The organism is Paenibacillus sp. FSL P4-0081, assembly GCF_000758565.1.
Lineage (GTDB): Bacteria > Bacillota > Bacilli > Paenibacillales > Paenibacillaceae > Paenibacillus_AQ > Paenibacillus_AQ phytohabitans.
Genome location: NZ_CP009280.1, coordinates 6,578,954 through 6,603,189, shown reverse-complemented (window position 1 = coordinate 6,603,189; position 24,236 = coordinate 6,578,954). Strand labels below are relative to the sequence as shown.

Below are 24,236 nucleotides of genomic sequence, written 5' to 3'. Positions count from 1 at the left end.
TATTCATATTAACAACGAGGGGTGAGTCAAAGTGCTTGTCAAAACGGATATGTTCCGCCAGTCTTCTCCTGCGGGAGATCAGCAAGTGATATGCAGAAATGCTACAGTGGAGGATGTAGAGCCGCTGTATCTGATGATAGAGGAATACGCTCAGCGCGGAATTATGCTGCCCCGTTCCAGGCAAGCACTGGCCCGCCAGATCGATCAGTTCGTGATTGCCGAAATCGGCGGCAGATTTGTCGGCTGCGGATCCTTGTTCAGACTCGGAAGCGACCTCGTAGAGGTACGTTCGATTGGTCTGCGGGATGAAGGCAAGGGCAAAGGCGTAGGCTCGATGATTCTGGAGAAGCTGACGGAAGAAGCCAGACGCCAGAAAATTCCGAAGATTATGGCTTTGACCTATGCCGTGGATTTCTTCCTCAGAAACGGCTTCGATGTGGTGGAGAAGGAGATTTTCCCGGAGAAGGTCTGGACTGATTGTGTGCACTGCAAGAAGCAGCATGCCTGCGATGAAATTGCTGTGCTGAAGAGATTGGATTAACCCGGGGGCCATAGGTTCTGCGGCAGCCTATATAATAAGAAACCACTGCCTACGGATCGGAAGCTCCGGGGGGGAGTGGTTTTTTTGCGCGGATATGTGGATGTTACACTTCACTCTATATAGTGAATATTTGGATCTGTGCTGCTGTTGTTGCTTCTAAGCATTCAAGTTGTATAACGTACAACAATTCCGCTTTGCACACACATGCTGTTGACCGGTTACCTGGCATAAATAAGCTTGCGCTGCTGCTCTATCAGCTCGGCCAGCTCCGGAGTGGCATATGCAGAGTGAAATGAAGGGAACATTGTATTATAGGCAATCCTTCTGGTGGACCCGTCTTTCATTTCGATTTCCATCCAGTACAGATTGCCCACCCAGCTCTTGGTCTGTTTGGACAGCTCCTCTTGCGGGATGTACTCCAGCTTGGGGAATTCACGGATAAATATGGCGTTGGCCTCCGGAGTAAAGTCCATCAGCTCTGAACCGTCATTGCCGCTGATGAAACGGACGGTTTGTATTTTGCCCTCGGCATCCAGCAGATCGTTAAGGGTTCTGGCTGCAGGGTTGCTGTACGCCTCATAGAGCTGGTCACCCGCCCAGATTCTCGCCGAAGGTTTATATCCATTCACTTCATAGAGCTGAGTACCTGTCTTCAGATTCGTGGCATCTCCATCCTGCATCTTCTTACGGGGACATCTATGCTCGGTTTTGCTGTAGGTAATCTTGCCGATAGCCTTTCCTTTGCTCAGTCCGCTGAGATCACTATCCGTTTCACCGCCATAGAGGACACCATTCCATTGCAGGACGGATGCATAATCCACATCGTCAAAGTAACACTTGTTCTGAGTTGTTTTCACTGTATAGGCCGTAAGCAACAGCACACATAGGATCACGGCGGATAAGGCAAATAACCATGGTTTCATCAAGCGCATTTCATCACCCCTTGTTCTATCTGACGATGAAGCGGATGAATGGTTGCGGGGGCATATCCGAAATAATGGTTTTATCTTGAAAAAAATGCATCTGCCAGTGCTTTGTGATTTGTGAAACTGACTTGACAATGCCAAGGTCAGTTTGGTATTTTTGTATTAGTGGTTAGCACTCATCTGACTAGAGTGCTAACGAATCGGAGCCACAGCCGATAGGAGGGAATAACATGTTAACTGAACGCCAGAGAATGATACTGAATGCAATCGTAGATGATTATATTCTTTCCGCTGAGCCGGTAGGCTCGCGCAGTATCTCGAAACGCGGCGATGTAGGCTACAGTCCTGCAACGATCCGCAACGAAATGGCTGATCTTGAGGACCTGGGATACCTGGAGCAACCTCATACTTCGGCAGGGAGAATCCCTTCTCATAAGGGCTACCGCTATTATGTGGACCATCTGGTACCGTGGAATTCCGCCGAAACGGCCGAACTGGGCACGATCCGCGCTTTTTTCGCCGAGAAGCTGAATGCGACAGAGCAGGTTATCCAACATGCGGCAATGATTCTTTCCAATATGACGAATTATACTTCCATCCTGCTGGGACCGGAGGTTTTTCATACTTCATTGCGCCACTTTCAGCTGCTTCCGCTCGATGACAACACTGCGGTGGCGATTATCGTTACCAGCACGGGACAGGTGGAGAACAAGATCGTCAACCTTCCTCCGGATATTTCTGTATCCGAGATGGAGAAGGTCGTCAATCTGCTGAACAGCAAGCTGGTGAATGTACCGCTCTATAAGCTGAAGAGCCAGCTCTATTCCGAGCTGGGTGAGGAAATGCAGCGTCACATCTCCCACTATGAAGAATTAATGCAGGTGCTGGACACGGCGCTCGAAAGCGACCATGAACAGCGCATCTATCTCAGCGGTGCAACGAATATGCTGACCCAGCCGGAGTTCAAGGACGTCGACAAGGTGAAGAATATTCTGGACCTGCTGGAAGAGACGCCAACCCTGCTCAAAATGCTGACCCCGGCAAGCGGCGGAACAGGGATGCAAGTGCGCATTGGTACAGAGAATAAGCATGATGCTTTTGCGAACTGCAGTCTGATTACCGCTACCTATTCGCTGGATGGCAAGGCGCTGGGGAGCATCGGCATCCTGGGTCCGACCCGGATGGAGTATGCGCGCGTAATGGGCATTCTGGGGATTCTGTCCCGGGATTTGACAGCGATGCTGGCACACTGGTATAAGTGAACAGAGCGTAATTGATTACGGTGAATGATGATAAGGAGGTGAAGACAACTTGAAAGAGGAAGAGGTTCAGGAAATGAATGAACAGAATGATCCCTCCATAAATGAAAACCAGGCTGCTGATGAGGCGGAAGCTGCAGAAGGCACTGGCACATTTACGGCTGAAGAGGCCGGCGAGGCGGCTTCAGGCAGTGGAGAGGATTTCGGACGGCTGCAGGAGCTTGCGAATGAACATCAGGCGCGCGCACTGCGTGTACAGGCTGATTTCGATAACTTCCGCCGCCGCACACAGAAGGAAAAGGAAGAGCTGGCGCAATATGCGACTTCCAAGCTCGTAACTGAATTGCTTCCGGTACTCGACAATTTTGAGCGTGCATTGGCTACATCTCCGGCAGGCGCGGATTCCGAAGCGTTCACCAAAGGCATCAATATGATTTTCCGGCAGCTGGATGGAGTGCTGAGATCTGAAGGACTTACAGCTATGGAAACGGTAGGACAGCCTTTTAACCCTGAATATCATCAGGCGATCATGCAGGTGGAGAGCGAGGAGCACGAGGAAGGCATCGTGACAGAAGAAGTCCAGAAGGGCTATCTCCTGAAAGATAAAGTTCTTCGTCCGGCCATGGTCAAAGTCAGCATGTAGTTCTGTCTATATAAGTGAGCATTATTCTATGAAGACAATGTTACACCACAATAACAATATGAATGGTTGAAGCCCCGGGCTTCACCTTATGTCTGAGGAGGCAAATTACAGTGAGTAAAGTTATCGGTATTGACCTTGGAACCACCAACTCTTGCGTTGCCGTTATGGAAGGCGGCGAAGCCGTCGTTATCCCGAATCCGGAAGGCGCGCGTACAACCCCATCGGTGGTAGGCTTCAAGAAAGACGGCGAGCGTATCGTCGGCGAGACAGCTAAACGCCAGGCAATTACGAACCCGGACCGTACCATCGCTTCCATTAAGCGTCACATGGGTACGAACCACAAAGAAAGCATTGACGGCAAAGACTACTCCGCACAGGAAATTTCGGCGATGATTCTCCAGAAGCTGAAATCCGATGCTGAAGCCTATCTGGGCCAGACAGTAACCCAGGCCGTTATTACGGTTCCTGCATATTTTAATGACAGCCAGCGTCAGGCTACGAAGGATGCGGGCAAAATTGCCGGTCTTGAAGTTCTGCGTATTGTCAACGAGCCAACGGCAGCAGCACTTGCTTACGGTCTGGAGAAATCCGAAGACCAGACGATCCTTGTCTATGACCTTGGCGGCGGTACATTCGACGTATCGATCCTTGAACTGGGCGACGGCTTCTTCGAAGTAAAAGCTACCAGCGGTGACAACCGTCTGGGCGGGGATGATTTTGACCAGCTGGTTATGGATTATCTCGTGGCTGAATTCAAGAAAGAGCAAGGCATTGACCTGAGCAAAGACAAAGCGGCTGTACAACGTCTGAAAGACGCTGCGGAAAAAGCGAAAAAAGAGCTGTCCGGCGTACTGACAACTACTGTATCGCTGCCGTTCATCACGGTTGTTGACGGAGTGCCACAGCACTTGGAGGTCAACCTGACCCGTGCCAAGTTCGACGAACTGACTGCAAGCCTGGTAGAGCGTACGCTTGGACCAACCCGTCAAGCGCTTAGCGATGCCGGCATGACGCCAGCTGATCTGAACAGAATCGTGCTGGTCGGCGGTTCCACACGTATTCCTGCCGTACAGGATGCGATCAAGAAGCTTACAGGCAAAGAGCCTCACAAAGGCGTTAACCCGGATGAAGTAGTAGCCCTTGGTGCTGCTGTTCAAGCGGGCGTGCTGACTGGTGATGTTAAAGACGTGGTCTTGCTTGACGTAACTCCGCTGTCCCTGGGTATTGAAACTGCAGGCGGCGTATTCACGAAGATGATCGAGCGCAACACTACGATCCCTACAAGCAAATCGCAGGTGTTCTCGACCTTCGCTGACAGCCAGCCGAGCGTGGAAATCCACGTACTGCAGGGTGAGCGCCAGATGGCGAACGGCAACAAGACACTGGGACGCTTCATGCTGAACGAGATTCCACCGGCACCGCGCGGCGTACCGCAGATCGAAGTAACCTTCGACATCGATGCCAACGGTATCGTTAACGTATCTGCTACGGATAAAGGCACCAACAAGAGCCAGAAGATCACTATCACTTCTTCCAGCGGCTTGAGCGATGCTGAAGTAGAACAGATGATGAAGGATGCCGAGCTGCATGCTGAGGAAGACCGTAAGCGTAAAGAACTGGTAGAAGCGAAGAACAACGCTGACCAGCTCGTATACTCCACGGACAAAGTCATCAAGGACCTTGCTGACAAAGTCGACGCTTCCGAAATCGAGAAAGCCAATGAAGCCAAAGACAAAGTGAAGGCTGCACTGGAAACCGACAATCTGGAAGAAATCACTGCCGCTACAGAGGCGCTGAATGAGATCGTACAGCAGTTGTCCGTGAAGCTGTATGAACAGGCTGCACAAGCTGAGCAAGGCGCTGAAGGCGGCCAGGGAGCTTCTGAAGGCAATGCCAAGAAAGACAACGTGGTAGACGCCGATTACGAAGTGGTTGACGATGAGAAGAATCAAGGATAACCTTAAACGATAAGTTTCTATTTGGTGAGAGGGGAAGGTCAAAACCGGGGCATCCCGTGTTTTGGCTTTCCCTTTAAAATGTAAGGGTTTATGGGTTTCCCGTCATAAATTTCTTCTTACATTTCTCGAAGAAACGGTGCCGTCCCCGCGGGACGGCGTAGCCGTTTCTACTTGCCATGTTAAGGGCAGAAGAATAACGATGTACGGAGGTGAAAGCAGTGGCAGATAAACGCGATTATTATGAGGTTCTGGGCCTCGGTAGAGATGCTTCAGACGAAGATGTGAAGAAAGCGTACCGTAAGCTGGCGCGCCAGTATCATCCGGATGTGAATAAAGCGGGCGATGCAGAAGCCAAGTTCAAAGAGGTTAAGGAAGCTTACGACGTCCTCAGTGACGGGCAGCAGCGGGCTCGTTATGACCAATATGGACATATTGATCCTAACCAGGGCATGGGCGGCGGCTTTGGCGGCGGCGGCGGAGATTTCGGCGGTCTTGGCGATATCTTCGACATGTTCTTCGGCGGCGGCGGACGGCGTGATCCGAATGCACCGCAGCGCGGCGGCGATTTGCAGTATACGATGACCATTGAATTCAAGGAAGCGGTATTCGGTAAAGAAACCGATATTACCATTCCGCGTACGGAGACCTGTGATACCTGCTTTGGCTCCGGTGCCAAACCTGGAACGAAGCCGGAGACCTGTTCCGTATGTCACGGCAGCGGCCAGCAGGAATTTGTGCAGAATACACCGCTTGGACAGATGCGTAACCGCCGTCCCTGCTCCCATTGCAGCGGCACCGGCAAGATCATCAAAGAAAAATGTACAACATGTGCAGGCCAGGGCAAGGTTAAGAAACAGCGCAAGATTCATGTGCGCATTCCTGCCGGTGTCGATGACGGCGCACAGCTGCGCATGACCGGTGAAGGCGAAGGCGGCACACGCGGCGGCCCGGCCGGAGATCTGTACATTGTCTTCCGCGTCAAAAATCACGATTTCTTCGAGCGCGAGAACGATGATATTATGTGCGAGGTTCCATTGACGTTCGCTCAGGCGGCGCTTGGTGACGAGATCGAAATCCCTACCCTTACCGAAAAAGTGAAGCTCAAGATTCCTGCAGGCACACAGACCGGAACCTTCTTCCGCCTCAAAGGCAAAGGTGTTCCGCATCTGCGCGGCAGCGGAGTCGGCGATCAGCATGTCCGCGTCATTGTGGTCACGCCTAGCAAGCTTAGTGATGAGCAGAAGGACCTGCTCCGCCAGTTCGCCTCCCATAATGGAGAGAACACTCATGAGCAGGAGCAATCTTTCTTTGACCGCGTGAAACGTGCGTTCCGCGGGGACTGATCTTCATAAGTGTATTATTCCTGCGGCCCTACGGAGCCGCATAGCAGCGCCCGCCTCCATGGAAATTGGAGGCGGGCGTTTTTTTCTCCTTAATTCAACGATGCCGGTTATTTGTTATTTCCCAATGAATCATTCCATCCTTTATACTAACTCTGGTCATTTCCAATTTCTCCAGAACTTTAATGGAAGGAAGGTTATCTATAAGGCATTCTGCCACAATTTTTTTCACTTGTCCTGAGGAGAATGCCCATTCCATAATTGCTTTCACCGACTCTGTAGCTATCCCCTTATTATGCATGTCCTGAATTATTCCATATCCGATTTCTACAATTCCTTTTATATCCGGTCTCCCTTTATATCCAATGTCTCCGATAATTTGGTTATTGTCAGCTAATGTTACAAACCACACTCCCCAGCCCAGCAGTTCAGGGTCTTCCTCAAGATGAGCTAAATATCCGGCGGTATGCTTCCCGATAGGGTATGTTTCAGATACCTTCTTGTAATTTTGTTGGTCAAATGCAGTAATGATTAGCCGTTCAGTTATGATTTGCAGAGTTATTTCCTCCTCATGAATTAACTATTGTTCCGTTAGCTTAGCTTTCTGGTAAGCAGTATTTTCAATGGTGTGATTTAAGCCGTTTTATCCAATTAAGTATCCCGGCTGCTCCAAAACATCTAAATTATCCGCGGTATATGTTCTTTGCCGGGCAGAGGCTGGCGAAAATTTTGGGCATGAAAAGGGCTGCGACAGGCCCATTAGCGGAATCTGAGTCCGCTTAACCAGATAACCTTCCAGATTAGGGAAAATAGCGGATTTTCAGTCCGTCTGATTAGCTGAGGGCCCAGATGGGCTGTAGGAGGCCCTTTCGATTCCCCTTTTTGCCAATTCATATCTGATATTATTCTAATTGGATCCTATCCTATAGGGGCGATATAATTTGTCTATAATTAAAAATTACTGCCTGTTGGCTGAATTTATTGTCTAAGTCACCTGGCAAAGAGGCAGGCAAACTCGGGTTTGTTTTCCTTAACGATTTGAAATCAGCACAAAGACGGCGGCAGCATCCACAAATCAGGATGCTGCCGCCGCTTTAGTAGGGCATATTAGTTACGACACAGATTACTTGTCTTACTGTTTACGCAGATCCTCGAGCACACGCTCCAGGATGACAGCAGCCTGGGCACGGGTCAGGGTACCCTTCGGGTTAAAGGTGTTGTTGCCTACACCTTGGAGGTAACCTTTGCTTACTGCATAAGCGATTGCGTTCTTGGCGTTAGCCGAGATAGAACCTGTATCCTTAAAGGTCAGCGCAGAGGAAGTGACATCGGCACCAAGTGCCTCAGCCAATATTACCGCTGCTTCTTCGCGGGTCAGGACATCACGGGAGCCGCTTTCCTTGATGTGCGTTGTCCAGGTGTCACCTTTGCCAAGCAAACGGTCGAACAGGGTCAACAGTTCGGCCTGATTCAGGCTGTCAGCAGGCTTGAAGCTGGCGGTAGTTCCTTTACCGGCTACGATACCGTGAGCGGCAAGAACTTCGACGGCATCCTTGGCCCAGTGTGTGCCGATATCGGAGAAGCTGGTATTACGGGCGGCAGCAGTGTAGGTGCCGTCACCGGTAATGCTGAACTGCAGCAGGCCGTCTGCAGGAATGGTGCCTGGCTGCAGATAACTCCATGAGTTTTCAGCAGATTCTTTATAAGCCCCTGTCTTGCGGACATCCTTCAAGCCGTCAGGGTTCAGGGCAAGCTGTACAAATACAGGCTTGCTTGTGGTCCAGCCGTTCTTGAGGGTCAGTGAGGAGGAGCCGATATCAATACTTCCAGTACTGCCGCTTAGCGGAGCGGTATCCGCTTCCTCATGCAGACCGAGTGTGACGGTTAGGCCACTGGCGGTAATGAAGTCCGGAAGTGTGCCAGCCGGAATGGTTAAGGAGAATCCCTTGCCGTTCAGACTGAGTGCACTTGCGGAACTCTTCAGCTTGTCCGCCTGGGCAGGTGTGAGCACAATGCTTACTTGTCCGTATTTGGAGAAGTCTACATCAGTGATGCTCAGTACGACATTGTTATTCACCGCACTCTTCAATGCCGCATCCAGAATGGAGTCGGAAACAGCCAGGCTCGCTGTAGGCTTACCACCTGCAGGATCAGCTGTTACAGTAAGCTGTCCGGAAGCCGCAGTAGTGCCTGAAGCCGGAGGTGTTGTAGCAGCAGGTCCTGATGAGCCGGGATTGCTAGGTGTTACAGGGTCGACAGGGGCAGTGACTACTACGCTTACAGTCGACAGGCCTGCCGGTACTGTAGCCGAGTAGCTGTCACTCCAGATCAGAGCATCCGAGACCTTGAAGGTATAAGTTCCGGCGGCTGTTGGTGTGAAAGTAAACTGTCCAAGTGAACCGTCGCCATTACCAAGGTATGCTCCATCCTTTACGTGAACGCCATATTGCAGCACGTCCTGTCCGTTCTCAAGATGAATAAGGTCAGTGAATACAGGCAACTGCTCGCCCGGGAAGTTCTCTTCTTGATAGGTGGCTAACTGTACGCTTGGCACTACAGTTGGTTGCTTCAAGGTGTCGTTGTACCAAAGATTGAAGGTAGCGCCATAAATACCATATACATTGTCGGTAACCGTAAAGCCAATATCTACGGTAACCGGTTGACCGACGACGGCTTGTGTTGTAGATATGGCAGGTGTTACCTTAGTGCTGCCCGCATCAGTACTATAACGTAGCAGCTGTGCATAATCTTCGTCTGCCGTGCCGTTGCCGGCTACGTCATAGACGTAGATATAGTATTGGTTCAGTCCCTCGGCTACTGGAGCCTCAATTTCAAAATATCCGGTCGGATCAATATATCCGTTAGCCTGCAGTACCTCGCCGTCAGGGCTCTCGAAGACTGCGGAAGTTCCGAATATATTATTGGGATCTTCACCCTCGGCAACAAGTTCAAGCAGCAGGTCCTCAGCGATATATCCGCTAATTGTTGCACTTCTTGGCTCATCAGCGTTATCCCGTGTATGTTCGGTTACAGTCAGACCGGTAACAAGCGGTGCAGTTGTATCCACAAAGATAAAGATGGCCTGCTCGTCCAGACTGGTTGTGCCGTCGATAACCGGTGTGATCGAATAGATTCCATCAGGGAGCTTGACCGAACTCTTGGTATTCTGGTCGATAACGGACCCATCCCAATGCAGTGTTTCATACAATCCGCGATAATATTTCTCCCCAGTGGCGTATACGTCACCGACGACGGTTCCTGTGTAAGCATTAGCGACTTCGATATGCAAGCTTTCTACAGGTTCGTTGACGGAGAAGGAGAAGTCTGTCTCATCCAGAAAGCCGTCACCATTTGGCGAGATAATATCTTCGCCAATATAGAGTGCAGTAACGGTATCCGGCTTGTATTTGTCACCTACCACTACACCCAAAGGAAGGGTTAGTATTTCAGGTGTGCCCTCGGCATCTTCTTCCGTAAGTGTTAGCAGAGCCTCATAAACTCCAGGAGCGGCATTGGCACCGATAGTTAACGAGACAGGGAAATTTTGTTCGCCGCTGACAGAGAGGCCGTCCAAGCCAGGAACATCAATACCCGCATGTCCGGTGAGCCAATTAACCTTGACGTTGAAGGTCTTTGGTGAGCCGGAAAGGGTATCCACATAGACCGTCTTCGTCACAGTACCTGCCGATTGAAGTCCAAAGGACAGGGAGCCTGTATCATATTCGACTTTGTCTATGTCCGGGCGGCCTGTATCCAGAATCTCAGAGATTCTGGCAATGGAATCAGCATCAACCACCTTAGACAAATCGATAAGTCCCGCGCCTTGCTCGTATATACTGTAATATTTGCCTGCACGATCCTTAAGAGGAGTTGCGCTGTTAGTTAAGAGAACCTTAACCTGATCCGGCGTCAAATCCTCTTTCCAGTCCAGGAGAAGGGCGGCAGCCCCGGCCACATGCGGGCTTGCCATGCTGGTGCCGTTGAACTTGGCGTATCCGGTTGAGCTTTCCCAGTCCGGAACCGAAGAATTCACCCCTACGCCAGGAGCCAGGACATCCGGTTTAATATTGAGTTCAGGGAGTGCAGGACCACGCGAACTGAAGCCGGCCAGCCAGTTGTTGGTATCCCAAGTAATTTTGAAATCAACGGTATTACGCTTCGCTTCAAGCTCTTTTTTAATTAAAGCTCCGTCGGCTTTGGTGATGCCGTAGGTTGGAGCGCCATGAGAATCAATAGCCATATTCAATTCGCCTTCAGCGTTATTGGCGATCAGCAGGCCTATGGCGCCAGCTGCCTTTGCGTTAGCGGATTTTAATACAAAAGTAATGCCGCCGCCGCGGTCAACGAGAGCTATTTTCCCTTGGACACCAGCCTTGGTATAATCCTCTACCGTACCACCCAGTCCGGCATAGACAATTTCTTTGCCGACGGCTGTATCAGGAAGGGGTTCAGATTCCGCTGCCCAAAGGCCGTAGATATTATCCACTGCACCAACTTTAAATATATTAGCGAAGGCTGGAGTTGTAGTAGCACCTACAGAGATTGTCCGATGTGCACCTCCAGGCGTGCCTACAGTTTCCGCGTTCGGCCCGGCGTTGCCCGCTGCAAGTACGACTGTAACGCCTGCCTTGGCAGCATTATCCACGGCAATGGCATCCGGCGAATACTGCTGGTTCACATCAGAACCAAGCGACAGGTTAATGACGTCGACTCCTTTTTCCACCGCCAATTCGATACCTTTGATAACATCGGCTGTTGTTCCTGAGCCGTAAGGTCCAAGAACACGGTATGCATAAATATCCGCATCCGGAGCAACACTGTGGATTATACCGGAAACATGAGAACCATGTGCAGTTTCATAAGGGTTTCCGTCTTTGGGGAGCATGCCCTCTTTGGGAGCAGTTTCCCAAGGTTCATCGTCCTTATCAACGACGTCATATCCGCCTTTATATACTTTTTCACCATTACGTTGAAGATAAGGATGATTGAAATCAATACCTGTATCAACAACAGCTACCTTGATACCATCGCCAGTAGCGCCCTTGCTATATAAAGCATCTGTATGAAAAATATCCCCGTTGCCCACTGTCTCTTGCGCTGATCCTCCTGAACTTGGAGGCGATTCAAGATCGGTTTCTGTTTCCAGAGCATGAACAGTCTGGTTAGGGAACACAGCCTTTACACCCGGTAGCGCAAGCAGCTTGTCTACCTGGTTGCCAGGAAGTGTCACTTCATAACCATTGAAGACCTCGGTATATTCATTTCCTGTCACTGCGCCGATAAGAGCGGCAGCCGACTTGAAGTTGCTGTGCTCAGCCCGCAGAATGTTGTGCTGCAGCGAAGGAGCGGCACTTTTTTGAGTCTGGTTCGCTGCAACTTTAATAGGGTCGTTCTGTAATTGCACAATGAAGGTGACAGGTGCTGAAGAAGTGCTTGTACCGGCATAATTCTGCGGCTTTACAGTTGAAGGTTTGTAATTCTGGATGAACTGCTTTAAAGTTTCCGAGGATAAGTCCAGCTTAGAATTAAGAGAAACGGGGCCTTGAAGGTCCGGTGCTGCAGGTAAGAAAGTGCCCGTACTGGCATAAGAGGCGGAAGGAAAGAGTAGAGAGATGGCTAAGCTTGTACTTGCTGCACCTATGCCTAATTTTCGAATGGAGCGTTTGAACATTTAATATCCTCCCCAGTAGTATTTAGTTTTAATTTCTGCAACCGGTTAAATCCGTTCTTCCCCTCCTATGTTTCATATTGGGTATGAGACAAAAATAAATTGTGAAAATTACATTTATTTTACAGTCGATTTACAGATTGGAATATACTACTTTAGTACCATATTACGGTAAAGTACTGAATAAATTGTCGAAATCCGATTAATATACTGGGCTATTGAAAAAAAAGCATAAAAATGGCGTTGCCAAGACAACATAAACATGTACAACTAAGAGCTTGAATCTCAAGAGAGCGGGGATACGGTCTTGGAAAGATATATACTGGCGTACTTTAGGGCTCCGGAGGAAGCGGAAGGGGTCTCCCGCAAGCTTCAGGCGCTGCGGGTAGAAGAGGTTTCCATTGACAGATTCAGCAGATTTGGCGGAAGCGGGCTGCAGTCCGGAGTGAATCCGGTCACCGGCAATTTGGCAAGTATGGATTCCATGACCGCTGTCAGTGAGCATACGGGCATCCTCTCTGCATCGCATACGAGCGGCAGCGGGATGAGTCACGGCGGGGATGGCGGACCGACAGGCAGAAATATTCTGCTGACTGTAATTGTAGAATCGGCTATTTACGATCAGGCGCTGTCACTCATTGAGGAAGCCGGCGGGATGATTTGATTGTCAGATAACACTACTTGGGAGGCTGATTAAAGGTGGACAGAGAAAACTCGAAAATTTTCTCCAAGACGGAAAAGTTGAAGATGCTCTATGAGGCAAAGGCAGAGGATGTTGAATTCTCAGCGGCTGAAGCGGACCACGATGATATAGAGGCAATGGATCGCTCCCGGGAGGCTGATAAAAGACAGCTGGAGGAGATTCTGAAGAAGGAATAGCGGAAACCTTCCTTATAATGTGAGTTTGATACTGTTGCCAAAGATGCCCCACAGAAGTGGGGTGTTTTTGTGCGCAGCCGTGTATAATGAAGAGACATGCCAAACCGGGAGGGTACTGAAGTGGATACTGTTATTTTATGGATTGGACTGGCGTTGCTGGTTGCGCTGCTAACCTTCCTGAACCAGAAGCAAGTCTATTCTTCCAAAGTAAAAAAGGCTTACCGGGAGCTTCGGGAGCTTACCGCGAAGGTCCGCACCGGACAATCGGAGGCTGCTGATCTGGAAGGCTGGGAGACTTCACTTGCCGAAATGGAGAAGCACCCTAATGAGTTCAATAAGCTGGAGAATGAGATTGGTCTGCGCCGGGCTTTCGTCCAGTATCTGGAGCGCCATTATCCCCAGGATGCCAGGCTCCCGGATCTGCAGGAAGCGGCTGCGTACCAGAAGGATAGTGTATGGGGAATTAAGATCGGGGATTACGGACCCAGAAAATAGTGCGGAATCTGTACATATATGAAGAAGGCCACATCGGTTGATTTCTCACCAGACGCATAACCCCATTCCAAGAAAGATAGTCCCATTCTCCGCCAGCCGGGGGTGGGGCTTTCTGTATAGCTGGACCGTGACTGGCATCGGGAAGCCTTCCTTGTGCAGCTGCTTCATTTAAGCTGATTTTTTTAATTCATTAATATAATCCAAACTGCCCGGATATCCGTTAATATGAGTAAAGCGAAGAATACCAAAACCAACAAAAAGCCGGATAAAAATTGAGATTTATAGGGAGTAGTCATAATGGAGAATCTATCAGCCCAAGTAGTTACAGACGAACTGGTTGTCAAAGCTTTGGAAAAGAATCTCGCATTGATCCGATTTGATCTGGACCGCCGGGTAGCGTATGTAAATGAGGTGTTTGCCGGTTCGATGAAATACAGGGTTGAGGACATGTATGGAATGCAGCACAAGGAGCTGTGTTTCCCATCTTTCGTGAACAGTCCCGGCTATGAGCTATTCTGGGAGAACCTGTTTGCGGGCCGGAGCTTTCAGGATAAAATCGAACGGATGGACGCGGACGGGGAATCAGTCTGGCTTGAAGCCACGTATATGCCGGTGTTTGATGAGACGGATACGCATGTCATTGGCGTGTCGAAGGTGGCGACCAATATCACGGGCAGACAGAATAATATGAACCGTGTAGTGGAACAGATGCAGGAAATGGCTGACAGCCTGAATCAGCGTGCGGAAAAAGGAATTGAGCGCAGTCAGGATCTGCTGGTGAGTATTGATAAAATTGCCGAAGTCTCGAGCGAAAATACCGATACACTGCTGAATTTGCAGACGCAGGCAGCGGCCATTCACGGCGTTGTGCAGACAATCCGAAATATTGCGTCACAGACCCACCTGCTTGCGCTTAATGCGGCTATTGAGGCTGCTCATGCCGGTGAGTTCGGCCGGGGATTCGACGTAGTGGCCAAAGAAGTACGCAAGCTGTCCGCAATGGTTCAGGATCAGATCACGGAGGTTCGCGACAGCGTCCAGGCCATCACAGAGGAAGTGGGAAGAATATCTAACGGACTTAACCTGGTTCAGGAGAATGTGGGTGTGAGCCAGCAGCAGATTCAGGTAGCCCTGAATGAATTCACTTTGATTGCATCTTCCGCACAGGAACTGGACAATCAGGCGCGTGAAGTAATGAACATCGTCTGACGGTTGCTTTCTCCGAATACTGTTCCAGTTCCGCATAGAAGTTCCTTTTACAGCATGTATCCCGGGCATTTACGTGGAGACATGCTTTTTTTGCTTATTGTGAGTAGAAAATGAACCTTTTGAAGCCCCCGGTTGTTATATAGGGTAGTCCAAACAAGAAAGGAGGCATGCTCAAGTGGGCAATAGGGAATTGTTCCAAACCTACAGTAAAGAGGTATACCGGACCTGCTACTATATGGTGCACGATGCTGCCGATGCTGAGGATCTATGCCAGGAGGTATTCATTACCCTTTTCCGCAGCCAGTGGCAGAACATAGATCATTTGAAGGCCTGGATTATGAAGGTCACGGTTAATACCTGCCTGAATCACTTGAAACGCAGGAATAGCCTGCAGCAGAAGCTGATGGCTAATCTGCATTTGTTCAAGGGGAGTCCGGAGCCCCCGGTAGAGAAGCTGGCGGAGCAAAAGGAAACGAAGCTGGAATGGGCCGGATATATGTCCCGTCTTCCGGTAAAGATCAGGGCTGTACTGACACTGCGGTATATGCATGATTTCAGTATGGATGAAATTTCCGGTATGCTGGCTATTCCGCTGGGAACGGTCAAATCCAGGCAGCACAAGGGGCTGCGCCTGATGAAGAAAATTCTGGAGGATACGGGAGTTCAGATTATAGCTAAGGAGGAAGAGCAGTATGGACAGAACCGAAGCACTGCTAAAGCGTCGCTTAAATGACGATAACGAGATTCTGTATCCTGATTTTGAGGAGATGTGGGGACGGATGGAGCAGGCCGGACATGCTGGTACAGTAAGCAGAACCGATGCAGGGGCTCCCGCTCCGCGCCGTCACCGCAGCTGGCGCAAGTTCACCATCGCTGCTTCGCTCAGCGCCCTGCTGGTGGCTGTACCGGTATATGCTGCTGTGCAATATGACTGGGGCATCCTGCTCAGAGATAGAGGCGGTGTACAGGCCGCGCTGGCGCAGAATCTGGGTCAGCCGCTTGGACAGACGATCACTAAGGATGGAGTAACCCTGACGCTGCATACGGCGCTCACCGATGAGAACCGGACGGTGATTCTGTACAGTCTGGATGTCGGTGCAGACAGGGAAAGCGGAATATGGAATATCCAAGGCATGTCCCTTAAGGATGCAAAGGGGAACGGCGATGAAATGGAATACAATTATCAGCAATGGGACGAGAAGAATCAACGGTATAACGGGTATTTCGAGTCGAATTGGACGCCGGATCAGGAGACGGTCAAGGTGAGCCTGACGGCAGAGAGAATCGAGTCGTATTCACAGCAGGAGGTCGATCTGAACCTGGATACCGATTCACCGCAGCAGCAGAGCTTCCCTGTGAACCGGGATGGACTGGAATCCTTCAGTGTTCAGCCCTTTAAGGAGGGGAATGAGCGTCTGATGCTGTCCACGGCGGCAGTCTTTAATAATTCGGAAGCGAAGGACTTAGCTTTCCCGCAAATCATAGCCTATAGAGACGGAGAGCTTGTCAGGAATTCTCAATCAGGTGCTTTTGGCAAGCCGGGAGACAACGGGGAATACACCTCGCTTCAGTATTATAAGCCGGATGACGTCCCCAAGGCTGATACAGTGTATAAGCTCAGTTATACCAAGCTGGAACGCAATATAGACGGCCCTTGGACGTTTGATCTGGAACTGAGCAAGAAGAAGATGGCAGACGCCACAATCAAGACGGCGCTGGATCTGCCGCTGGAAGCGGGAGACACGGATAACAGGATTGAGCAAATGGTAGTCACGCCTACGCAAATTCGTGTGTCCGTCCGGAGCAAAGCTAAATTCGCTGAATTGCCGTATGTTAATTATACACTCGAGGTGGACGGCCGGAAGCTGGAAGGCGGAGCATGGCATTCGACAACCGGGGACAGGGAGCTGACAACCCTGCGTTTCGAACGGCCGGCAGATCTTGAGATTATAAAGACGACGCCAATGACACTTGTAGGGAAATATAAAGTTACCCGGCATGGGGACGATAAGGTGCCACTCCAATTGACCAATATCTCCAGCGAGAAGCAGACGCTGATCCGGGAAACCGGTGGTTATCCGGTACAGTGGACCTACTATATGCAGGGCGCAGATCTCTATGTGGAGACGAAGAGCGATGATCCCCATTTTGGCGGCGTGAATCAGACTCATATCGGCACAGGGAAAGACCGGATCTTAGGTAAAATAGTGACAGTGAACTTCCGCGGAGAAGGAAAAAACCACAGCATTGATGTGTATAAGGACTTCAAAGGAACAGAAGCTTCTATATACATGTTCTTCTATTCCACCAACGAGCCGGACAAAGAGACGCGGGTGCAATTGCAGCCTTAAAAGGCAGTCCAAACCTGAAAAGGGGCGGACGCCTTTTTTTCTTAGGAGACACCGGGAAAATTGGGCTGAAGTATTTATTGTGCTTACATTGCGATGATCTCACGAATACGTTGCCGCGTTATGCTGGAATAACTTGTCCCAGGTGAACAAGAACAGACAACGAGGAGCGTGGCAGGCAGTGAGTAAGCAGCATCCGCTTGTAAAGAGAGTATTAACCGGGATATTGGCAATGTCGGTGTTGATCCCGTTCATTCCACCCTCCTTCTCATCATCGACCGTGTATGGGGATCCGGCTGAGCCTAACGGTGTCGTTATGCTGGAGGATTTTGAACAGGTGAGCCTGGCAGACTTGACGTTTGACAGTGCGCGCATCTACAGCGGCAATATGGCGCTTGAAAGTGATCCGAAATACGTCCGTGACGGGGCAAAATCCTTGCGGATTGATTATGATTTTATCGGCATAACCGATAATCCCTCCCAGGTTGCAGTCGGGCCTGCAACCCAGTTAGCCTTGACAGGCAGAACGCCCCACAAAATCGGCATGTGGATTTACGCCAATAACGAAGGGCATGGCCTAACCTCCAAGTTCTATGTTTCAGCCACCGGAAAGTCCAAAACGTATGAGATGAGGAGCGAAGAGACAGGGATAGACTGGAGCGGCTGGAAATATGTCGAGGCCGAGATAGGGAGTGATCTGACGCTGCCCGGTACCGTGGCGTTCTACTTCCAGATGAAAGAACGGCAAATGAGCAAAAAGAACAAAGGCTCCATTTGGATCGATGACGTCAGACTTATTTATGATGAGCCGGCGGATGAGGATATGGATGTTCCCGTGCTGGCTCCGGTTTCACCTGCACCGGATCAAATCTTGACTGCTCCCGTATCCGACATCATCCTGTCGGCGGATGATGCGGAGTCGGGCATTGACCCAGACTCGATCCAATTAACTGTGGATGGCCAGTCCGTTGCACCGGCCGCTTACGCTTACGATCTGGATACTAATGCAATCACATATCACCCGGAGGTGCCGCTGGATGGCGGTTATCATCAAGTGGTTGCTGAAGTGAAGGATCTGGCGGGTAATCCGGCTTCAGCGGAGTATGCTTTTACAATTGAGCATGGGGCGATGCTCACCTTGGAAGGGCCGGAGGAAGCGGTCAGCAACGAGCCTTACCGGTTGAAGCTGGCGGCGAAGAATACCGGCGGAGCAACAAACGTGTTGACTAAGATTAAGTTCGACCCGCAGACGCTGCAGGCGGAGGCTGTGCACGCTCGTGACGGACTAAGCAACGTCCAGAGCACCATCGACAATACAGGCGGTTATGTTGAATTTAGCGCAGAAGGACTGCAGGGAGATTCTGCGGATGCCTTGGCCAGCATCGATTTCGCCGTGAGCCGGTCCGCAAAAATGGAACGTGGCGAGACCTACAAGCAGTTCACCATGGCGGAAGGCAGTTTTGGTTATGGCAGCGGGACCGCTGTAAGCTCGTTTGCTTCTCCCGTTAATTATAAGATTGGTTTCCCGTATGCCTTAACCGTCAAGGGATCGGGCCTGCAAACGAAGAATATCATCACCGTTACTACCCATGCGGGAGCTCCGGTTGAAGGGGCGGAGATTGATTTTACCGATGTAAGCGGCCCTCAGACCTATGTGACGGTAACAGCCGCCAATTCGAGTATATATACAAGCGCTGATCATTCGTCCGCCGTGCTGCTTACAGCAGAGAACAACGGGCAATTCTTCGCTACAGCAGGAAGCACCTCCGGATTCGTCAAGGTATATCTTCCGGATGGAACAGGGATAGGCTATATTGCCTCTGCCGATGTACAGCAGAAGAGCCTTACCGAAGGATTGGGACTGACGGATGCCAAGGGTGAAATTCATACTTCGCTGGCCAATCTTGCAGTCGGCACCTGGAAAGTGCAGGCGGTCAAGGATGGCGGCACCAGTGAGAGCTTCAGCATGAACGTTGTGACCCAGTTCGGCGGAGACGATCCGAAATATGTCCAGACCTTTGTTACCGAAGATATGGGTACGATGCTGAGCGTGGGCTGGCAGACGGCCCCCAGAGTTCAAGCAACTTCGATTCAATATGTGAAGAACAGCGATTGGGTGGACAATGGGCCGGACAGTGCTCAGCCAAAGGCGGTAGAGCAGACTGCACTTACCGAAGTGGAGGTCATCCATGAAGTGGAGGGCGGGCCGCTGGGCGAAATAAAGTTCCACAAATCATTGGTTGCCGGCCTGGAGCCGGGTACGGCTTATCATTACCGGGTGGGCTATGAAGGCCATTGGAGTGCCTGGTACGAATACAAGACGCTGGATGCAGCACCGGAAACTCCCGTTTCTTTCGTATTCGTAACTGATTCACATACCAAAGGAGATAATGGGCTTGAAATCTATCAGCAGCTGATCAGCGATGCTCTAACCCGTTATCCGGATACCCAATTTGTGATGCATGGCGGCGATATGGTTGACGACGGAGGAATCCTGAATGAGTGGAACCAATTCTGGGAAGCTTCTTCAGTCTATGCCTCCACGCTTCCTTCAGGCTACACGATGGGGAATCATGATGTGAAGGGTGAAGGTAAAGAGATTTTTGCCAAGGGGCTGGATCTGCCGGAGAATGGCCCGGACGTTCAGAAGGAGTACGCCTATTCCTTCGATTCGGGTGAGGTGCATTTCATTGTGCTGAACTCTGAGGCGGACGAAGTAACCATGGCTAAGCAAGCCGAATGGCTGCGTGCGGATCTTCAGGCAAGTGATAAAAAATGGAAGATTGTGATGTTCCATAAGCCTGCTTATCATACCGAAGATGGACGCGGGAATGTAATTGAATACACGCAAACGTATTTTGCACCTGTTCTGGAGGAACTGAAAGTAGATCTGGTGCTGGAAGGCCATGACCATGTGTATGCGCGCACCTATCCGATGAATGGAGGAAAGCCGCTGCTAAACGGCGAGCGCGGGACGGTCTATCTGGACGGGGGCGCCTCCGGCTGGAAATTCTACGATGGTAAGCAGTATGAGTATCTTAATTTCATGTTTGACGAGGACGTTCCGGTGTATTCTGCCATTCAAGTCAGCCATGACAAAATCACCATCCAGGCCCGTACTACAGAAAGCGATGCATTAATAGATAATTATATTATTGAGAAGAAGGATGAGCTTACGGTGACTTCCGTGGCGGTATCGCCTACGGAGCTGACATTGCAGGCCGGGGAGGAACGCGCGACAGTTCTCACCGCTACGTATAGCGATAAGTCCACAGCAGATGTCACTAATGAAGCGATGTGGACTTCCTCTAATGACAATGTGGCTACGGTAGATGCCACAGGTGTGATTCACGCGGTAGCAGCAGGCGGTACTACAATCGAGGCACAATATGGAAACTTGCCGGCAGTCAGCATTGCTGTAACAGTTCAGGCGGAAAGCACGGTTCCTGTTCTGCTGAAACTGACAGCTGATCCAGGCACTCATAGGCTGCAAGTGGGCCAGACCGCTGCTTCTGTAATAACGGCAGTATATGATCATGCAGAGAATCTGGTGGTTACGGATCAAGTCATTTGGGTATCTTCTGACCCTGCTGTTGCTTCTGTATCGGACAAGGGGCTTATCACGGGCGTTGCGGCAGGCGAAGCAACGGTCACGGCTTCGTTCGGAGGCAAGTCCATTGCGATACCGATTGTGATTACGGAGGTTTCCGCACCGGCAGTGGTAGACTTGGAGGTGACTCCTGCATCTATCTTCCTGACGGCAGGTCAAACGCAGAGCATAGCGGTAACGGCAAAGTATTCCGACCTTTCTAGCGCCTTCAAGACCCTGGAAGCGAAATATGCCACCGGCAATCCTTCGGTTGCAGCTGTGAGCGAAGCGGGTGTAGTCACAGCAGTGGGTACAGGAACGGCAAAGATCACAGTTTCATACGGAGGAGTGAAGAAGGAGATTCAGGCCTCCGTAACGGCGGCTACAGGCAACAATGATGGTGGCACCGTACCTGCAGCAACTCCAAGGCCAACATCAACGCCAACTCAGGCGGCAACGGTAACGCCGACACCTACAGCAACGCCGACACCGGCTGAAACTACGGAGCCAACATTGCCAACCGTGACGAAGCCTGTGTTCAACGACAGAGTAGATCTTGATAAGGTAAAAGCGATCATGGCAAAAGGGCAATCCGCTCCTGCTGTGACATTCCCGGATACTCCTGCAGCTCTGTGGAGTGCCGCATTCATTGAACGTGCGGCCCGGATGGGGATTATAACCGGCTACGCGGATGGTTCCTTCCGCCCTGACGCCAAAGTAAGCCGCGCTGAGTTTGCAGCGATGCTGTTCAAGGCCTTTGGCCTGAGCCCTTCAGGCGGCACCGGCTTCTCGGATACGCGGGGGCATTGGGCCGCGGAAGCCATTAGTGCACTTCAAGACAACGGAGTGATCACCGGGTACGCCGATGGCTCCTTCCATCCCAAGCAGGAGATCACCCGGGCGGAGATGGTGACGATGCTGTCCCGTCTGACGAATTATGTGAGCAGCGATAGTGTTCCATTCTCTGACGTCACTGCGGGCTGGGCAGCAGGGCCTATCAATGCCTTTGCGGGAGCAGGTATCGTAACGGGAAAAGGCAATGGACAGTTCAAGCCGGAGGAACCGGCTTCCCGCGCCGAATCGGTAGTGATGATCCTCCGCCTTATGGATAAGCTCATGGAATAATAGGCAGCATTTTGTAGCGAGTATAGGAATAAACGAGTCCAATTAGGAAGAGCAGCCCGGCCGGGGCTGCTCTTTTTATGCCGTAAGCTAGCGGGCGCGTCATTTGGCGGACGGATCTCGCAGTAGATAAATATAAAGGGTTGGCCGTGACCCCATTACGGGATATGCGGTATACTTAAGTGCACTTTGTACAACTAAAACGTCTGATTTTCCACCGATTATCCGTTTAGTTGTATTTCATACAATTAAACAGCTCTATGTAGATGGATTATCGCCCATTGGGCAGATTTAGTTGTACAGACTACACTTATAAGTGCCAAGCATCCCTTTTCGCTGTTTTTAATTGTACATAATACAACTATCCTGAATTTCCATTTCAGTGCATAAGGAGAGAACCATACTTGATGATAACACGCTGCGCATGGGTGAATGAGGACCCTGTTTATATTGCCTATCATGATGAGGAATGGGGCAAGCCGCTATATGATGATCTGAAGCTGTTCGAGCTGCTGATGCTGGAGGGCATGCAGGCCGGACTGAGCTGGTATACGGTACTGAAGAAGCGGGAGAATTTCCGCGAAGCCTTCGATGGCTTCGATCCGCAGAAGATTGTGCTGTACGGGGAGGACAAGATAGCCGGGCTGATGCAGAATGAGGGGATTATCCGCAACCGGCTGAAGATTAATGCGGTCATCCGCAATGCGGAGGCCTATCTGCAGATTGTCCGGGAGGAAGGCAGCTTCGGAGAATATCTCTGGAGCTTCATCGGCGGAACGCCGGTGGTGAATCAATGGAAGAGCAGAGCGGAGGTTCCCGCTACCACTCCGCAGTCTGACAGCATGAGCAAGGCGTTGAAGCGCAAGGGAATGAAGTTTGTCGGTTCAACCATTTGTTATGCATTCATGCAGTCCTCGGGGATGGTGGACGATCATGTACTGGATTGCTTTTGCCGCACCGGTGTGACGGATTAAGGGATCTGACCCGCAGTTTGGCGCTGCACGGGTAAGAAATGCTATACTATCCTAGATATGCTTCACACAACTAAGCCGCGCTTTCGAATCCAGTTACGCGGAGTGATTTCAGGGAGACTGGGCTCTCATAACTAAGCGTATGCTTTCGAAGCAAGTTTTGCGAAGCAGAACCAACGGAGCATATGCTACCAAACTTTCAGGAGGATTTACTAACATGCTATGGCACGAACTGACGGTACATACAACGGAGGAAGCACAGGAGATGATATCCAATCTGCTGTATGAGGCCGGTGCGGGCGGAGTTTCCATTGAGGAATCCGGAACGCTGAATAAAGTACGGGATACCCGTTATGGTGAATTATACGATGAGCCGCTGAATGACATCCCCGAGGGGGAAGCGGTAATTAAGGGCTATTATGCCGAAACGGCGGCAATGGACGAGATTGTGGCGGAGGTAACGCCAAGGGTGGAAGAGCTGAGAGGGTTCGGGATCGATCCCGGCAAAGCACTGATCTCCTGGAAGACGGTGGATGAGGATGAGTGGGCCCATGCCTGGAAGCAGTACTTCAAGCCGCTGCGCGTCTCGGAACGGCTGACCATTAAGCCTACATGGGAAGAATATACCCCGGCCTCCCCGGACGAAAAGATTATCGAGCTCGACCCCGGCATGGCCTTCGGAACGGGGACGCACCCGACGACGGCGCTGTGCCTGCGCGCGCTTGAGAAGCATATCGCCAGCGGCGATGAAGTAATTGATGTCGGCACAGGCTCCGGCATCCTTGCCGTAGGCGCTGTGCTGCTGGGCGCGAAATCCGTTCTCGCCCTGGATCTCGACCCGGTGGCGGTGGAGAGTGCCCGTGAGAATGTGGCGCTGAACCGGCTTGAGGCTGCCATCACGGTTAAGGAGAGCGATCTGCTCTCCCTGCTCGGCGGAGAACGGGCGGCAGATACTACAGCCGGAGATATGTGGCCTTCGGCCAGACCGGGCTATACTGCTGAACAGGCTGGACAGGAAGCAGCTATTCCTGCCGCTGCTCCGGCTGCTGAGGGACTGGGAGTTACCCTGCCGGTGCGGGTTGTTGTAGCGAATATTCTCGCCGAGATTATTGTGCTGTTCACAGATGATGTGTACCGTGCACTCCAGCCGGAAGGAATCTACATCACCTCCGGTATTTACAAGGATAAGGAAGGACTTGTAGCGGAAGCGCTGAAGTCTTCCGGTTTCGAGATTATAGAAGTAACCCGTGAAGAAGATTGGGTGGCGTTCACAGCCGGAAAGAGGTAG

17 protein-coding genes are annotated in these 24,236 nt (G+C 50.9%); 14 read left to right on the top strand and 3 right to left on the bottom strand.

The window, feature by feature from the left end; all coding sequences use genetic code 11:
• Positions 1-49 precede the first annotated feature (49 nt).
• The gene (locus P40081_RS28140; RefSeq protein WP_042141548.1) at positions 50-541 is read left to right on the top strand and encodes an N-acetyltransferase; all 492 of its coding nucleotides are present in this window, start codon (positions 50-52) and stop codon (positions 539-541) included.
• 218 nt (positions 542-759) lie between these two features.
• On the opposite strand, the gene P40081_RS28135 is transcribed toward P40081_RS28140, so the two are convergent.
• Positions 760-1,473, bottom strand: coding sequence for a hypothetical protein (locus tag P40081_RS28135; protein ID WP_042139466.1), 714 nt, complete (start codon positions 1,471-1,473; stop codon positions 760-762).
• 224 nt (positions 1,474-1,697) lie between these two features.
• On the opposite strand from P40081_RS28135, the gene hrcA reads away from it, so the two are divergent.
• The 4 genes from hrcA to dnaJ all read left to right on the top strand — a co-directional run bounded on the left by hrcA (position 1,698) and on the right by dnaJ (position 6,670).
• The gene (gene hrcA, locus P40081_RS28130) at positions 1,698-2,729 is read left to right on the top strand and encodes a heat-inducible transcriptional repressor HrcA (RefSeq protein WP_039309603.1); all 1,032 of its coding nucleotides are present in this window, start codon (positions 1,698-1,700) and stop codon (positions 2,727-2,729) included.
• Between the two features lie 73 nt (positions 2,730-2,802).
• The gene (gene grpE, locus P40081_RS28125) at positions 2,803-3,369 is read left to right on the top strand and encodes a nucleotide exchange factor GrpE (protein WP_144026116.1); all 567 of its coding nucleotides are present in this window, start codon (positions 2,803-2,805) and stop codon (positions 3,367-3,369) included.
• A 110-nt stretch (positions 3,370-3,479) separates the two neighbouring features.
• Entirely contained in the window at positions 3,480-5,327 is a 1,848-nt protein-coding gene (gene dnaK, locus P40081_RS28120) for a molecular chaperone DnaK (RefSeq protein WP_042139465.1), read from the top strand.
• Between the two features lie 218 nt (positions 5,328-5,545).
• A complete protein-coding gene (dnaJ, locus tag P40081_RS28115) occupies positions 5,546-6,670 on the top strand; it encodes a molecular chaperone DnaJ (protein ID WP_042139464.1) in 1,125 nt (374 codons plus the stop codon).
• A gap of 94 nt (positions 6,671-6,764) precedes the next feature.
• Here dnaJ and P40081_RS28110 read toward each other — a convergent pair whose 3' ends face one another.
• Positions 6,765-7,145 carry a GNAT family N-acetyltransferase gene (locus P40081_RS28110; RefSeq protein ID WP_269323282.1) on the bottom strand — a complete coding sequence of 127 codons (381 nt, stop codon included), beginning with the start codon at positions 7,143-7,145 and terminating at the stop codon, positions 6,765-6,767.
• A 654-nt stretch (positions 7,146-7,799) separates the two neighbouring features.
• A complete protein-coding gene (locus tag P40081_RS39860) occupies positions 7,800-12,338 on the bottom strand; it encodes a S8 family serine peptidase (protein WP_042139461.1) in 4,539 nt (1,512 codons plus the stop codon).
• Positions 12,339-12,642: 304 nt separating this feature from the next.
• Here P40081_RS39860 and P40081_RS28100 point away from each other — a divergent pair, with 304 nt between their 5' ends.
• The 9 genes from P40081_RS28100 (at position 12,643) to prmA (ending at position 24,236) form a co-directional block, all read left to right on the top strand.
• On the top strand, positions 12,643-12,999 hold the full coding sequence (locus P40081_RS28100) for a hypothetical protein (RefSeq protein ID WP_042139459.1): 357 nt from the start codon (positions 12,643-12,645) through the stop codon (positions 12,997-12,999).
• A gap of 35 nt (positions 13,000-13,034) precedes the next feature.
• On the top strand, positions 13,035-13,214 hold the full coding sequence (locus tag P40081_RS28095; RefSeq protein WP_039300782.1) for a YfhD family protein: 180 nt from the start codon (positions 13,035-13,037) through the stop codon (positions 13,212-13,214).
• 120 nt (positions 13,215-13,334) lie between these two features.
• Positions 13,335-13,709 (top strand): hypothetical protein, encoded by a 375-nt coding sequence (locus tag P40081_RS28090; RefSeq protein WP_052422052.1) that lies wholly within the window; start codon positions 13,335-13,337, stop codon positions 13,707-13,709.
• 297 nt (positions 13,710-14,006) lie between these two features.
• The gene (locus tag P40081_RS28085; protein ID WP_042139457.1) at positions 14,007-14,918 is read left to right on the top strand and encodes a methyl-accepting chemotaxis protein; all 912 of its coding nucleotides are present in this window, start codon (positions 14,007-14,009) and stop codon (positions 14,916-14,918) included.
• A gap of 235 nt (positions 14,919-15,153) precedes the next feature.
• On the top strand, positions 15,154-15,651 hold the full coding sequence (locus P40081_RS28080; RefSeq protein ID WP_231575442.1) for an RNA polymerase sigma factor: 498 nt from the start codon (positions 15,154-15,156) through the stop codon (positions 15,649-15,651).
• Positions 15,611-17,269: a DUF4179 domain-containing protein gene (locus P40081_RS28075; protein WP_042139455.1), complete on the top strand. Its 1,659-nt coding sequence runs from the start codon at positions 15,611-15,613 to the stop codon at positions 17,267-17,269. Before P40081_RS28080 ends, P40081_RS28075 begins: the two co-directional genes overlap by 41 nt.
• 178 nt (positions 17,270-17,447) lie before the next feature.
• Complete coding sequence (locus P40081_RS28070; RefSeq protein WP_042139454.1) at positions 17,448-21,980, top strand: S-layer homology domain-containing protein; 4,533 nt, start codon at positions 17,448-17,450, stop codon at positions 21,978-21,980.
• A gap of 404 nt (positions 21,981-22,384) precedes the next feature.
• Positions 22,385-22,951, top strand: a complete 567-nt coding sequence (locus P40081_RS28065) for a DNA-3-methyladenine glycosylase I (protein ID WP_197074413.1) — start codon at positions 22,385-22,387, stop codon at positions 22,949-22,951.
• A gap of 214 nt (positions 22,952-23,165) precedes the next feature.
• Complete coding sequence (prmA, locus tag P40081_RS28060) at positions 23,166-24,236, top strand: 50S ribosomal protein L11 methyltransferase (RefSeq protein WP_042139451.1); 1,071 nt, start codon at positions 23,166-23,168, stop codon at positions 24,234-24,236.

Bases quoted from the DNA above. Each gene is read 5' to 3' on its own strand.
- P40081_RS28065 (WP_197074413.1), top strand. From the start codon at position 22,385: ATGATAACACGCTGCGCATGGGTGAATGAGGACCCTGTTTATATTGCC.
- P40081_RS28075 (WP_042139455.1), top strand. From the start codon at position 15,611: ATGGACAGAACCGAAGCACTGCTAAAGCGTCGCTTAAATGACGATAAC.
- P40081_RS39860 (WP_042139461.1), bottom strand. From the start codon at position 12,338: ATGTTCAAACGCTCCATTCGAAAATTAGGCATAGGTGCAGCAAGTACA.
- grpE (WP_144026116.1), top strand. From the start codon at position 2,803: ATGAATGAACAGAATGATCCCTCCATAAATGAAAACCAGGCTGCTGAT.
- P40081_RS28135 (WP_042139466.1), bottom strand. From the start codon at position 1,473: ATGCGCTTGATGAAACCATGGTTATTTGCCTTATCCGCCGTGATCCTA.
- prmA (WP_042139451.1), top strand. From the start codon at position 23,166: ATGCTATGGCACGAACTGACGGTACATACAACGGAGGAAGCACAGGAG.
- P40081_RS28140 (WP_042141548.1), top strand. From the start codon at position 50: ATGTTCCGCCAGTCTTCTCCTGCGGGAGATCAGCAAGTGATATGCAGA.
- P40081_RS28085 (WP_042139457.1), top strand. From the start codon at position 14,007: ATGGAGAATCTATCAGCCCAAGTAGTTACAGACGAACTGGTTGTCAAA.
- P40081_RS28080 (WP_231575442.1), top strand. From the start codon at position 15,154: ATGGTGCACGATGCTGCCGATGCTGAGGATCTATGCCAGGAGGTATTC.
- hrcA (WP_039309603.1), top strand. From the start codon at position 1,698: ATGTTAACTGAACGCCAGAGAATGATACTGAATGCAATCGTAGATGAT.